At 49.9% G+C, this 13,339-nt stretch carries 12 protein-coding genes; 9 read left to right on the top strand and 3 right to left on the bottom strand.

All coding sequences use genetic code 11. The annotated features are described in order from the left end of the window. Positions 1-66 precede the first annotated feature (66 nt). Positions 67-729, top strand: a complete 663-nt coding sequence (ytfE, locus tag FQZ95_RS10075) for an iron-sulfur cluster repair protein YtfE (RefSeq protein ID WP_000331451.1) — start codon at positions 67-69, stop codon at positions 727-729. A gap of 44 nt (positions 730-773) precedes the next feature. On the opposite strand, the gene cycA is transcribed toward ytfE, so the two are convergent. Further along, entirely contained in the window at positions 774-2,186 is a 1,413-nt protein-coding gene (gene cycA / locus FQZ95_RS10070) for a D-serine/D-alanine/glycine transporter (protein WP_000228347.1), read from the bottom strand. 308 nt (positions 2,187-2,494) lie between these two features. Further along, positions 2,495-3,115 carry an FKBP-type peptidyl-prolyl cis-trans isomerase gene (fklB, locus tag FQZ95_RS10065; RefSeq protein WP_088541516.1) on the bottom strand — a complete coding sequence of 207 codons (621 nt, stop codon included), beginning with the start codon at positions 3,113-3,115 and terminating at the stop codon, positions 2,495-2,497. A 217-nt stretch (positions 3,116-3,332) separates the two neighbouring features. On the opposite strand from fklB, the gene ytfB reads away from it, so the two are divergent. Next, a complete protein-coding gene (gene ytfB, locus FQZ95_RS10060) occupies positions 3,333-3,971 on the top strand; it encodes a cell division protein YtfB (protein WP_001119472.1) in 639 nt (212 codons plus the stop codon). Here ytfB and FQZ95_RS10055 read toward each other — a convergent pair. Continuing rightward, positions 3,955-4,602, bottom strand: a complete 648-nt coding sequence (locus FQZ95_RS10055; protein WP_001355101.1) for a TetR/AcrR family transcriptional regulator — start codon at positions 4,600-4,602, stop codon at positions 3,955-3,957. The genes ytfB and FQZ95_RS10055 overlap by 17 nt on opposite strands. Positions 4,603-4,813: 211 nt before the next feature. Between FQZ95_RS10055 and FQZ95_RS10050 the strand changes: the two genes are divergently transcribed. The 7 genes from FQZ95_RS10050 to FQZ95_RS10020 all read left to right on the top strand — a co-directional run bounded on the left by FQZ95_RS10050 (position 4,814) and on the right by FQZ95_RS10020 (position 13,297). Further along, positions 4,814-5,605: a 3-ketoacyl-ACP reductase gene (locus tag FQZ95_RS10050; RefSeq protein WP_000843394.1), complete on the top strand. Its 792-nt coding sequence runs from the start codon at positions 4,814-4,816 to the stop codon at positions 5,603-5,605. 9 nt (positions 5,606-5,614) lie between these two features. After that, complete coding sequence (locus FQZ95_RS10045; protein ID WP_160530147.1) at positions 5,615-6,457, top strand: sugar phosphate isomerase/epimerase family protein; 843 nt, start codon at positions 5,615-5,617, stop codon at positions 6,455-6,457. A gap of 9 nt (positions 6,458-6,466) precedes the next feature. Continuing rightward, positions 6,467-7,243 carry an enoyl-CoA hydratase/isomerase family protein gene (locus FQZ95_RS10040; RefSeq protein WP_160530146.1) on the top strand — a complete coding sequence of 259 codons (777 nt, stop codon included), beginning with the start codon at positions 6,467-6,469 and terminating at the stop codon, positions 7,241-7,243. Between the two features lie 9 nt (positions 7,244-7,252). Next, on the top strand, positions 7,253-8,794 hold the full coding sequence (locus FQZ95_RS10035) for an acyl CoA:acetate/3-ketoacid CoA transferase (protein WP_160530145.1): 1,542 nt from the start codon (positions 7,253-7,255) through the stop codon (positions 8,792-8,794). Next, positions 8,791-10,863 carry an FAD-dependent oxidoreductase gene (locus FQZ95_RS10030; protein WP_088541519.1) on the top strand — a complete coding sequence of 691 codons (2,073 nt, stop codon included), beginning with the start codon at positions 8,791-8,793 and terminating at the stop codon, positions 10,861-10,863. The genes FQZ95_RS10035 and FQZ95_RS10030 overlap by 4 nt, the downstream gene beginning before the upstream one ends. 92 nt (positions 10,864-10,955) lie before the next feature. Beyond that, on the top strand, positions 10,956-12,233 hold the full coding sequence (locus FQZ95_RS10025; protein WP_001033614.1) for an MFS transporter: 1,278 nt from the start codon (positions 10,956-10,958) through the stop codon (positions 12,231-12,233). Between the two features lie 269 nt (positions 12,234-12,502). Beyond that, positions 12,503-13,297 (top strand): DUF2686 family protein, encoded by a 795-nt coding sequence (locus FQZ95_RS10020; protein ID WP_088541520.1) that lies wholly within the window; start codon positions 12,503-12,505, stop codon positions 13,295-13,297. The last annotated feature ends 42 nt before the right edge of the window (positions 13,298-13,339 follow it).

Here is a 13,339-nt window from a genome sequence, read left to right as displayed (position 1 = left end):
TTATAGCATTCACCTTAAAGATGCATTTAAAATACATCTTATCTTATTAAGAATGAGGTATCAGCTATGGCTTATCGCGACCAACCTTTAGGTGAACTGGCGCTCTCTATTCCTCGCGCTTCGGCTCTGTTTCGTAAATATGATATGGATTACTGCTGCGGCGGTAAGCAAACGCTGGCGCGTGCGGCGGCACGTAAAGAACTGGATGTTGACGTCATTGAAGCCGAACTGGCAAAGCTTGCTGAACAACCGATTGAGAAAGACTGGCGTAGCGCCCCACTGGCGGAAATCATCGACCATATCATCGTGCGCTACCACGATCGTCACCGTGAACAACTGCCGGAACTGATTCTGCAAGCGACTAAAGTCGAACGCGTTCACGCCGACAAACCGAGCGTGCCAAAAGGGCTGACAAAATACCTGACCATGCTGCATGAAGAGCTTTCCAGCCACATGATGAAAGAAGAGCAGATCCTCTTCCCGATGATCAAACAAGGCATGGGTAGCCAGGCGATGGGGCCAATTAGCGTAATGGAAAGCGAGCACGATGAAGCGGGTGAACTGCTGGAAGTAATCAAACACACTACCAATAACGTCACACCGCCGCCGGAAGCCTGCACCACCTGGAAAGCGATGTATAACGGTATTAATGAACTGATTGATGACCTGATGGAGCACATCAGTCTGGAAAACAATGTGCTGTTCCCGCGCGCGCTGGCGGGTGAGTGATCTAAAAGCTGGATGGCATTGCGCCATCCAGCATGATAAAGCCGTTACTTCCGCAGTTCAGCAGTCCGCTTCTTACCAATAAACAACCAGCCCAACCCCAGCGCGATAAACCACAGCGGGGTAACCAGCAGCGCCTGGCGAGTGTCATCTTCCAGTGTCAGCAACACGACCACGAACACAAAGAACGCCATACATACCCAGCACATCAGCTTGCCGAGCGGCATCTTGTAGATCGACTTCTCATGCAGATGAGGTCGCTGTTTGCGATACACCAGGTATGAGCAAAGGATAATCGTCCAGACGAACATAAACAGAATCGCGGAAACAGTCGTGATCATCGTGAACGCGCCAATTACACTTGGATTCACATACAACATCACCACGCCGCCGAGCAGACAGATACAAGAGAAGGTCAGCCCTTTCGCGGGCACGGCGCGCTTAGAAAGTTTAGCGAACGCTTTCGGCGCAACACCTTCCTGGGCCAGACCAAACAGCATACGGCTGGTAGAGAAGACGCCGCTGTTAGCGGAAGACGCCGCAGAGGTCAGCACCACAAAGTTGATTACGCTGGCAGCCGCAGGCAAACCCACCAACACAAACAATTCAACAAACGGGCTTTTCTCCGGGACTACTGAACTCCACGGCGTCACGGACATAATCACAATCAGCGCGAAGACGTAGAACATAATGATACGGATCGGAATGGAGTTAATCGCGCGTGGCAGTGATTTCTCCGGATCTTTCGTTTCCGCAGCGGTTGTACCGACCAGCTCAATCCCCACGAAAGCGAAAACCGCTATCTGGAATCCGGCAAAGAAGCCACTTAAACCTTTCGGGAACCAGCCGCCGTCATTCCACAAATGCGCAAACGACGCTTCCACACCGGTCGGTGACTGGAAGTGCATCGCCACCATGACCAGGCCGACGACAATCAGTGACACGATGGCGACAATTTTGATCATCGCAAACCAGAACTCCATCTCACCGAACATTTTCACGGTGGCGAGGTTAAGCGTCAGCAGCAGCACTATCACCGCCAGCGAGGCGACCCAGTCGGAGAGATCGGGGAACCAGAACTGAGCATAGGCAGTGATGGCCACCACGTCCGCCATACCGGTAACCACCCAGCAGAACCAGTAGGTCCAGCCAGTGAAATATCCCGCCCATGGCCCCAGTAAATCGGAAGCGAAGTCACTAAAAGATTTGTATTCCAGATTCGAAAGCAGCAATTCCCCCATTGCCCGCATCACGAAAAAGAGCATAAAACCGATGATCATATAAACGAAGATGATCGACGGTCCGGCAAGGCTGATTGTTTTACCGGACCCCATAAACAACCCCGTACCAATGGCCCCACCAATGGCAATAAGCTGAATATGTCGGTTTGTGAGATTGCGCCGTAGCGACTGTTCAGCCGGAGCCTGATCATCGGCAACGACTTTTACCTGATCTACCATGTTTTTTTCTTCCTGTACCTGTCTGTGTTGTTCAGGCTCTGCGGCCTTTAGTCAGTCTATGATACGACGAATCTGTATCGGGACTCATCGATATTAGGTAACAATACGCGGGATGAATACTAAGATTTAGATCTAATGTTAATTTTATGTTTAAAGTGAGTGTCATATCACGGTGATAACGCGAAACAGCTCACAAAAATACACGCTTACGTGGTCTTTGCAACACAAAATAGCGCCATTTGGCAAACTGAAGGGTTTATTGCTGAATGCCTGCTCCCCTCTGGCTCGAGGGGAACAGAATGCGCTGCTTAGAGGATTTCCAGCAGTTCGACTTCAAACACCAGGGTGCTGAACGGAGGGATGGACGCGCCTGCGCCACGCTCGCCATATGCCAGTTCCTGCGGGATAGTCAGTTCCCATTTAGAACCTACCGGCATCAGAGTCAGTGCTTCAATCCAGCCAGGGATCACGCCGTTAACCGGGAATTCAGCTGGCTCGCCGCGAGCGACGGAGCTGTCAAACACGGTGCCGTCGATCAGTTTTCCGGTGTAATGAACACGAACGCGGTCGGTACGTGCCGGAATTGCGCCTGCACCCTGGTTGATCACGCGGAATTGCAGGCCAGATTCGGTGCTATTCACACCTTCTTTTTTGGCGTTTTCTTCCAGGTATTTCACACCTTCAGCAGCCATCGCCTGGAAACGCTGACGACGAACGGCATCGGCGCGTTCGTGGATTTCACGCAGCGCGCGGTGCACCACATCAACCGGAACAGCCGGATGTTTGCCTTCCAGCGCATCGGCAATGCCTGCAACCAGTGCTTCTGGCAGCAGCCCTTCCAGGCCAGATTCACTCAGTTGTTGCCCTACCTGCAAACCAATGCCGTAGCTTGCTTGCGCTTCGATGGTGTCAAAAGTTGGGGTGGTCATCGTATTTCCTTTCTTAGGGTATAAAGTAGCGGGCAGCATATCAGCCACACTTCTTTGGGTAAAACTTTGTCGCGGGAATGATGACAAATCCCGGGGAAAAAGAAACAATAGCAATATCCCGTATGAATATAATAAAGGCGGGTTTACCACGGACATCATAGCGTTAGCTTATTCATAGGCTATGATTGAGGAACAAGACGCGGAGCAGGAGGAAACCATGCCCGGGCGCTTTGAACTAAAACCAACCCTGGAGAAAGTCTGGCACGCGCCGGACAATTTTCGCTTCATGGACCCGCTACCGCCGATGCATCGTCGGGGGATCATTATTGCCGCTATTGTATTGGTGGTCGGATTTCTACTCCCGTCGGATGATACGCCAAACGCGCCGGTGGTGACGCGTGAAGCACAGTTAGATATTCAGTCGCAATCACAACCGCCGACAGAAGAACAGCTGCGGGCGCAATTAGTCACACCACAAAATGATCCTGATCAGGTGGCTCCGGTCGCTCCAGAACCGATACAGGAAGGCCAACCGGAAGAGCAGCCGCAAACCTCGCAAGTGCAACCTTTCCAGCCAGATAGCGGAATTGACAATCAATGGCGCTCTTATCGTGTCGAACCCGGTAAAACAATGGCGCAGCTGTTCCGCGACCACGGACTGCCCGCTACCGATGTCTATGCAATGGCGCAGGTAGAAGGCGCGGATAAGCCACTGAGTAATTTGCAAAATGGGCAGATGGTGAAAATCCGCCAGAACGCCAGCGGCGTGGTGACGGGCTTAACCATTGATACGGGAAATAATCAACAGGTTCTGTTTACCCGCCAGCCGGATGGCAGTTTTATTCGCGCGCGGTAGATGAAGGGTCAACCAGAAGCCAGCTAAGGATCGTCTCTTTGATGACCTTACGCCTGGCTTCCAGTGCCTGCGGTGAAACCATACTGATGTGATAAACCAGGCCAAGCGTATGTTGGTTGATCAAATAATATCCTCCAAGAGCAGCAATATTAATATTCACCTGCAACGGGTCGATATCTGGCTTAAAAATATTGCGCCGTTTGCCTTCAGCTAATAATGACTCCATTAACTGTAAGTGTGCGTGGTTAATTTCTAAAAGGCGCTGTGATTTTGCATAATGCACCCCTTTACTCTGGTTTTCACTATGCACAATTTTTAAAAACCAGGGGTTAGCAATGTAATAATCCCAGGTGAAATCGATAATTTTCTCAATGGCTTTTTGTGGCGGAAGACCTGAGAAATCAAGGGATTTTTCTTTTTGCCGAATATCATTCCAGGTATATTCCAGCACTTCGATAAATAAATTTTCTTTATTACCAAAGTGATGATAAACCGTCTGTTTACTGCACTCCGCGGCCTTGACGATATTATCGACTCTGGCCCCTTCGTAACCATATTCGGCAAATTCATTAACCGCACATAACAACAGCTTTTCCTTCAGGCTTTGTACGTTGCTGGTATCAAGATACATTCTGCTTCCCCACGTCTTCTTCGTGATGACTATCTTAACCCGATTTGTTAGAAGCTCCACTAAAATGGCTAAAAACTCGCAATTTCATCGGGTTATCAAATGCTCTGTGATCATTATCGCATATCAACCAACTAGATGGTTGATCTTTCTTGCCACACATTGCAAGCTAATCGTCACTTAAGGAAATAATATTCAAAAAGAGGGTTATTGTATGAAGTCAACACGTCCCGTTGCTGTCATCACTGGAGCCGCACGTGGTATTGGAAAGGGCTGTGCACTGGAACTTGCGCGTGGCGGATTTAATCTGCTGATTAATGATCGTCCGGATGCCGACAGCGTAGAAAAATTACATGCCACACAACAAGAATGTCTGGCGGAAGGCGTGGAAGTGATTTGCTTCCCTGCTGATGTTGGCGATCTCTCCCTTCATGAAGAGATGCTCGACGCGGCGCAAAACCAGTGGGGACGTCTGGACTGTCTACTCAACAACGCCGGGATTTCAGTGAAAAAACGCGGTGACCTCCTCGACCTCGAACCAGACAGCTTCGACCAAAACATTGCCATTAACACCCGTGCGCCGTTCTTCCTTGCTCAGGCATTCAGTAAGCGATTACTGGCACAGCCGAAACCGGAAGCAGAACTGCCGCACCGCTCGATTATTTTTGTCAGTTCCATAAACGCCATCATGCTGGCGATGAATCGCGGCGAATATACCATTGCCAAAACTGCCGTCTCCGCCGCAGCTCGTCTGTTTGCCGCTCGCCTTTGCAATGAACAAATTGGCGTTTATGAAGTGCGCCCTGGCCTAATTAAAACTGATATGACTATTCCGGCAACAGCTTATTACGACGAACTGATTGCCAAAGGTCTGGTGCCGTGGGGACGTTGGGGTTATCCGGCTGATATTGCTTCCACTGTCCGCGCGATGGCGGAAGGTAAACTGATTTACACCTGCGGTCAGGCGGTCGCCATCGACGGCGGCTTAAGTATGCCGCGCTTCTGAGGCTGAATCATGAGAGATCTGTTACAACGCCCGGATTTATTCAGTATCAATACCGCGACACTGGGCTATAAAACCCCGCTACCTGCCATTATTGATGCCTGCGCCGCACGCGGTATTGGCGCGATTGCCCCCTGGCGCAGAGAGTTGCAGGGCGAAGATCTCCAGCAAATCGCCCGCCAGCTTGCTGCCAGTAACATGAGCGTTTCCGGTTTGTGCCGTAGCACTTACTACACCGCGCCGACGCTGGCGGAACGCAAACTGGCGATTGACGATAACCGCCGGGCGCTGGACGACGCCGCTGTACTGAACGCCGCCTGTTATATGCAGGTGGTTGGCGGTCTGCCAATGGGAACAAAAGATCTGTACGAAGCGCGGGAACAAGTAAAACAAGGGATTCGCCAGTTGCTGCCACATTCGAAAGATATCGGCGTGCCAATTGCGCTGGAGCCGCTGCACCCAATGACCGCCGCTGATCGTTCTTGCCTGTGCACGCTACGCCAGGCACTGGACTGGTGTGATGAACTCGATCCCGATGGGGAGTTTGGCCTCGGCGTGGCGGTGGATGTTTATCACGTCTGGTGGGACCCGGATCTCGCCAGTCAGATCCTGCGTGCCGGAAAGCGCATCATCGCGTTTCATGTTTCCGACTGGTTAGTACCAACCACCGATCTGGTCAATGACCGGGGAATGCCGGGAGATGGCGTCATCAATATTCCGTCAATTCGTCGGCTGGTTGAAAATGCCGGATTTAATGGCGCAATTGAACTGGAAATATTCTCGCCGTACTGGTGGCAAAAAGATATTAACAGCACGCTGGATATTAGCGTCGATCGCATCGCACATTATTGCTAAGGAATGATCATGAGTGACCAACCCGTTCTGTTCAGCAGAGCGGCGGCTTCCTGCCGCCTGACATTGAACCGTGAAGATAAATGTCATGCTATTAATGAAGAAATGATCGAATCTCTCGACCATTATTTAAATGAAATTGAAAACGACACCACATTACGATTAGTCGAATTAACGGCAACCGGCGATAAATTCTTTTGTGCGGGCGGCGATATTAAATCGTGGTCGGCCTATTCGCCATTAGATATGGGCAGAAAATGGATTAAACGCGGCAATGACGTTTTTAATCGCCTGCGCAACTTACCCCAATTAACGGTTGCGAATCTCAACGGTCATACCATCGGCGGTGGTATTGAACTTGCCTTGTGCTGCGATATTCGTATTGCCCGCCCCAGTGCGAAATTCTCTAATCCGGAAGTAATGCTCGGCATGGTGCCTGGCTGGATGGGCATTGAACGCGTGCTTAATCAGGTCGGTCCGGTGGTCGGTCGCCAGATACTGATGCTGGGTAAACGCCTGACGGCGCAGGAAGCTCAGGCGGCGAATTTAATTGATGAAGTGGTAGAAAAAGAACAGGTGGAAAGCTGGATGGCGAATCAGTTAGCGCAGCTGGAAAAATGCGGTCCGGTGGCGCTGGCACATATTAAGCAACTGATTCTGGCGCTGGAAAATAAACACGCCGATTACCCGCACCAGTTACTGGCTGGATTAATGTCCGCCACTCAGGATTGCCAGCAGGCGACGCGCGCATTTGCCGAAAAAGCCAGCGTGAGCTTCCATAATCAATAAGGAAATTGTATGCGTAAGATAACAACCGCCGAGACCCTGGCGGCGCAAATTCAGGACGGCGCAACCATTGCCATTAGCGGTAATGGCGGCGGCATGGTGGAAGCGGACCATATTCTGGCTGCTATTGAAGCGCGTTTCCTGCAAACCGGACACCCGCGCGATCTGACATTAATCCACTCACTGGGCATTGGCGATCGCGACTGCAAAGGCACTAACCGCTTCGCTCATGCAGAGATGCTCAAACGCATCATTGCCGGACATTTTACCTGGTCGCCCAAGATGCAGGATCTGGTAAAAAACAATGCTATTGAAGCCTACTGCTTCCCTGGTGGCGTAATTCAGGCACTGCTGCGGGAGATCGGTGCCGGACGTCCAGGGCTTTTTACCCACGTTGGGCTGGGATCGTTTGTTGATCCGCGCAACGGCGGCGGTAAGTCGAACGCTAGCAGCACTGAGGATCTGGTAGAACTGATTGAAATCGACGGTGAAACCAAACTTCGTTATCGCCCCTTCAAAGTGGACTACGCGATTTTGCGTGGCACTTATGCCGATCCGCGTGGCAACGTCAGCCTTGAAGAAGAGGCGATTGATATGGATAGCTATTCCATGGCGCTGGCAGCACACAACAGCGGCGGCAAAGTATTCGTACAGGTGCGCGATGTGCTGGAAGCTGGTGCCATTGAACCACGCCGGGTCAAATTACCGGGCATTCTGGTTGATGGAATCGTTGAACACCGCGAACAACCGCAAACCTATCTTGGCGGTTACGACCTGACCATCAGCGGTCAGCATCGCCGTTTGAGTTCTAACGACGCTATTGAACTGGTTAGTCATCCGGTGCGCCGCCTGATTGCCCGTCGGGCAGCACGCGAACTGGTGGCTGGCGCTTCAACCAACTTTGGCTTTGGCATTCCCGGCGGCATTCCTGGGGTTGCACTGCGCGAAGGCGTGCCTTATCAAAGTTTATGGCTGAGCGTCGAGCAAGGCGTGCATAACGGTATGATGCTGGATGATGCTCTGTTCGGCTGCGCCCGTAACGCCGATGCCATTATTCCATCACTCGATCAATTCGAATTCTACAGTGGCGGAGGGATCGATATCACCTTCCTCGGCATGGGAGAGATGGATCAGTACGGTAACGTCAACGTCTCCCATCTCAATGGCAATCTCATTGGCCCCGGCGGATTTCTCGAAATTGCGCAAAACGCCCGTAAAGTGGTGTTCTGCGGCACGTTCGACACCAAAGGTAGCAAGATTGATGTAACACCAGATGGCTTGCATATCGCCCAGTCAGGTCAAATCCCTAAACTGGTTACCCAAGTGGAAAAAATCACTTTTAGCGCCGCCTACGCACAGCAAAGCGGTCAGGAAGTGTTGTATATCACTGAACGTGCAGTATTCCAATTAACAGCAGAAGGCGTTGAATTAATTGAAATCGCACCAGGTGTGGAGATTGAGCGCGACATTCTGCCATATATGGCTTTCCGTCCAATTATCAATCAGCCACGCCTGATGGAAAGTAGCCTGTTTACGCCGATGGAGGATGCATGAGTCAGCTTGATGACACCCTCCTTGATGCGCTGACGCACGTCACTTTCCCGAAGGGTTTTGTGTCAGCAGAGCCAGCGTCAATTGTCACGGTTGAAGATGTCGATTACCCGATCTGGCAAGTTGATGCGCTAGTCGTTGGTAGCGGCGCGGCAGGGCTGCGCGCAGCGGTTGAACTTAAGCGCCGCCAGCAAAATGTGCTGATCGCCACCGCCGGGTTATATATGGGGACATCGGCATGTTCTGGTTCCGATAAACAGACGCTGTTTACCGCCGCTACCGCGGGCAACGGCGATAACTTCGCCAAACTGGCGGAAGCACTGGCGAGCGGTGGGGCGATGGATCACGACACCGCTTATGTCGAAGCGGTAGGTTCTCTGCACACTCTTGGCGGGTTGCAATATCTTGGTCTGGAATTACCGGAAGATCGCTATGGCGCAATTCTTCGTTATCAAACCGACCATGACGAATCCGGGCGAGCAACCTCGTGTGGGCCGCGTACCTCAAGGTTAATGGTGAAAGTGCTGCTGGAAGAAGTACAGCGCCTCGCCATTCCAGTGTTGACCAGTGCAACAGTGATTAAACTGCTGCATCAGCGTGGCGAAAACGGCGAAGACCGCGTGGCGGGAGCAATCCTCGCGACCGGTCATCGCGCCCATAACCCTTGGGGGCTGGCAATTGTGACGGCGCCCAATGTGGTACTGGCAACGGGCGGACCGGGCGAGCTTTATCGCGACAGTGTTTATCCACATAAATGCTTCGGCTCGCTGGGACTGGCACTGGAAGAAGGTTTGACGCTAACCAATCTGACCGAAAGCCAGTTTGGTATAGGCACGCCGCGCAGCACCTTTCCGTGGAATTTGTCCGGCACCTATGTACAGGTGATCCCATATATCTATTCCGTAGATGCCGGGGGCAACGAGTATAACTTCCTCGCGGATTACTATCGAACGACCCAGGAACTGGCTTCAAACATCTTCCGTAAAGGCTATCAGTGGCCATTCCACGCCACGCGGGTAATGGATTTTGGCTCCAGTTTGTTAGATATGGCGGTGGCGCAAGAGCAGCAATCAGGGCGTCAGGTATTTATGGATTTCAATCGCAATCCTGAATCTGTGCCGGGTGACCTGCCGTTCTCATTAGATCGACTGGACGACGACGTTCGCGCGTATCTGGAAAATAACGACGCTCTGGCACCATCGCCCATCGAACGACTGCAACGAATGAATCCGCTGTCTATCTCGCTGTATAAGATGCACGGTTACGATCTCACCACGCAGCCATTGCAGTTTGCCATGAATAATCAGCATATGAATGGCGGCATTGAAGTGGATATCTGGGGGCAAACCTCCCTGCCCGGCTGTTTCGCCGTGGGGGAAGTTGCTGGCACACACGGCGTCACTCGCCCTGGTGGTGCGGCATTGAATGCCGGGCAGGTTTTTGCTGTTCGTCTGGCACGTTTTATTGGTTGCACGCAAAAACGTAATATTGATGGAGATATAGCACAGCTGGTAGCTCCGGCACTGGCTTCTATAAGAGAGATCATTACTCAGGCGCACGATAACGGGACCGGGATGCCGTTGTCGATTGTGAGAGAAAAAATTCAGGCACGAATGTCTGACTATGCGGGATTTATTTGCCATGCCGATAAAGTTCGACGTGCCACTCGTGATGCCCTGCTATTGAGTGAATTTGTCCAACAGCATGGATTGGCAATCAAACATGTGGGCGAAGTTGCCGAGCTGTTTATGTGGCGGCATATGGCACTGACGTCTACCGCCGTATTAACGCAATTGACGCATTATATTGATGCTGGTGGTGGTAGCCGTGGGGCGCGTATGGTTATTGATCCACAAGGCAAATGCCTACCACAAACTCGTCGCGGCGCAAAAGAAGAATGGCGTTTTCGCTCTGAACTCGCTGAAGACAAAAATCACAAATTAACAATTCAATATTCGCAAGGTTCTTTTATTACCGAAGTAAAGTCTTTACGTATGCAACCGTGTATTAACGGTATTTACTTTGAAAAAAACTGGCCAGACTTTTTAAAGGGAGACATTTACACACAGTAATTTTCAATATTTACTCTGTACCTGATTTTTATTGCCTATTACATGGAAATACCAACAACCAGGGTTTATTAATATAATTAAAAGGTTTAAAAATGAATAAAATAAAGAATTATCGATGGCATATGATTGCCCTCGTATGCTTTATCACTGTAATCAATTATCTGGACAGAACGGCGTTAGGTATTGCGGCTCCAACGATTATGGAGACAACCGGAATAACCAAAGAACAATATTCATGGATTGTCAGTGCATTCCAGTTGGCCTATACATTGGGGCAACCGGTAATGGGCTTCTTTATTGATACCGTGGGTCTGAAGTTAAGTTTTGCGATATGTGCCGCAATCTGGGGCCTGGCGACAATGGGGCATGCCTTGACAGGAACATGGTCAGGTCTGGCATTTATGCGCGCCCTGATGGGTTTCAGCGAAGCATCGGCAATTCCTGCGGGTGTAAAAACCGCATCAACATGGTTCCCGGCAAAAGAGCGTGGCGTGGCGACAGGTGTTTTCAATATGGGCACCTCACTCGGCGCGATGCTTGCTCCACCGTTGATTGCCTGGTGCATTATGTTTCATAGCTGGCAATTTGCGTTTATTGTCTCAGGTAGCCTTGCTTTACTCGCGGCTTTATTTTGGTTCTTTTGTTATAAAGATCCAAAAGATGCTAAACGCCTTTCTGATGAAGAGCGCCACTATATTGAGTCTGGGCAAGAACAGCATCTTAAAACAGATAAGAAAGAAAAAACGTCAATCAAGCATATCCTCAGCCAACGTAATTTCTGGGGGATTGGCATCGCGCGTTTTCTCGCTGACCCGGCATGGGGAACCATTAACTTCTGGGTACCGATTTTCTTCGTCGAAACGCTGCATTTTAGCCTGAAAGAAATTGCCATGTTCGTCTGGCTGCCTTTCCTGCTGGGCGATCTCGGCTGTTTAGCCAGTGGTTTTGTCGCGAAGTTCTTCCACGATCGCGGCGTGAGTTTAATTAACTCACGAAGAATTACCTTCACTATTGCAGCCGTCATTATGATGACGATTGGCCTGGTGAGTATTGTCGAAAATCCCTACATCGCCGTATTACTGATTAGCATTGGCGCATTCTCGCATCAATGTCTTTCTACTGTTGCAGCAACTCTGGGCGGTGACCTATTCAAAAAAGACGAAGTAGCTACCGCAGTGGGTATGGCAGGAGCCTGTGCGTGGAGCGGTCAGTTGATTTTCAACCTGTTCATCGGGGCATTCGTTCACATTATCGGCTTCGCGCCGTTCTTTATTGCCCTGGCTTTCTTTGACATTATTGGTGCTATTGCGTTGTGGACGCTTATCAAAGTTAAAGATGAAGAACCACAAGTACAGTTAGCTACCCACTAATTATTTTAAATAAAAACGCTATAATTGAGGTTATGGCGTTTTTAAAGAAGCTTGAGTTATCGAACCTCGCTTACCAACGCGTTGTCAGTCATCTCCCCCCTCCCTGGTGCATCGTTATATCCGTGATGAGCGATTTTTGATATTAATATCTTTCACCATCCGCTATTTTCTCCACTTCAGAAAACAAACTTATTTTTATTAATATCAATTCTTTTTCTTTGAACATTCAACTGCGATATTTGTAAAAATATTAAACAGGCAACAATAAAATGACATTACCAACAACTATTTATTCATTCCCCGCATATTTACCTCGTTTTTCGTCCACCGACAAACCAGCAAAACTAAAATTTCATCAATACGCACGCGCTACATTACTGTCAAATCGTGGAAGAGATCATAATTGCGATGGCAGACGTACTGTTGAGATCCACAAACTAGATCTCTCAGACTGGCAAGCATTCAATAAGCTAGCGACGAGGTGTAATACTTACGATGGAATAACAATGAATGGTGATAATTCTTTTGGATGGAACCATGAAGCTACATTAGATAATATTCACGCCCAGAAATACAATAAAGCTTACGCGGGTGCACGGTTAACCGCAGAACTGAAATATTTATTGCAAGATGTCGAATCCTTCGAACCCAACAGTAAATACACAATACACGAAGTGGTTTTGGGACCTGGTTATGGTACTCCAGACTATACCGGCCAAACGATAGGATACGTTGTAACCCTTCCTGCCCAAATGCCTAATTGCTGGTCATCTGAACTACCAACAATCGATCTTTATATCGACCAACTTCGCACTGTTACAGGCGTTTCTAATGCCCTCGGATTCATCATTGCTGCATTGCTAAACGCGTATTCTGATTTACCCCATGATTTGAAAATTGGTCTACGTTCCTTATCAAATTCAGCCGCAATCTACTCGGGTTTAGGTTTCGAGCGAGTGCCGCAGGACCGAGACATAAGGAGTGATCGTATGCATCTAACGCCAGCAAACCATCCTGACTTATGGACACAAGAGAATGGTGAATGGATCTACTTGCGAAATTAATGCCTGACGAAAAATAGAAAGCAAAACGCCGACCAATGGTCG

The sequence above is a fragment of the Escherichia sp. HH41S genome, assembly GCF_009820115.1.
Lineage (GTDB): Bacteria > Pseudomonadota > Gammaproteobacteria > Enterobacterales > Enterobacteriaceae > Escherichia > Escherichia coli_F.
Note: the sequence above shows the minus strand (reverse complement) of the source record. Positions and strands in the feature narration are given on the sequence as shown.

Coding starts and splice junctions, on each gene's coding strand:
- ytfE (WP_000331451.1), top strand. CDS start 67: ATGGCTTATCGCGACCAACCTTTAGGTGAACTGGCGCTCTCTATTCCT.
- cycA (WP_000228347.1), bottom strand. CDS start 2,186: ATGGTAGATCAGGTAAAAGTCGTTGCCGATGATCAGGCTCCGGCTGAA.
- fklB (WP_088541516.1), bottom strand. CDS start 3,115: ATGACCACCCCAACTTTTGACACCATCGAAGCGCAAGCAAGCTACGGC.
- ytfB (WP_001119472.1), top strand. CDS start 3,333: ATGCCCGGGCGCTTTGAACTAAAACCAACCCTGGAGAAAGTCTGGCAC.
- FQZ95_RS10055 (WP_001355101.1), bottom strand. CDS start 4,602: ATGTATCTTGATACCAGCAACGTACAAAGCCTGAAGGAAAAGCTGTTG.
- FQZ95_RS10050 (WP_000843394.1), top strand. CDS start 4,814: ATGAAGTCAACACGTCCCGTTGCTGTCATCACTGGAGCCGCACGTGGT.
- FQZ95_RS10045 (WP_160530147.1), top strand. CDS start 5,615: ATGAGAGATCTGTTACAACGCCCGGATTTATTCAGTATCAATACCGCG.
- FQZ95_RS10040 (WP_160530146.1), top strand. CDS start 6,467: ATGAGTGACCAACCCGTTCTGTTCAGCAGAGCGGCGGCTTCCTGCCGC.
- FQZ95_RS10035 (WP_160530145.1), top strand. CDS start 7,253: ATGCGTAAGATAACAACCGCCGAGACCCTGGCGGCGCAAATTCAGGAC.
- FQZ95_RS10030 (WP_088541519.1), top strand. CDS start 8,791: ATGAGTCAGCTTGATGACACCCTCCTTGATGCGCTGACGCACGTCACT.
- FQZ95_RS10025 (WP_001033614.1), top strand. CDS start 10,956: ATGAATAAAATAAAGAATTATCGATGGCATATGATTGCCCTCGTATGC.
- FQZ95_RS10020 (WP_088541520.1), top strand. CDS start 12,503: ATGACATTACCAACAACTATTTATTCATTCCCCGCATATTTACCTCGT.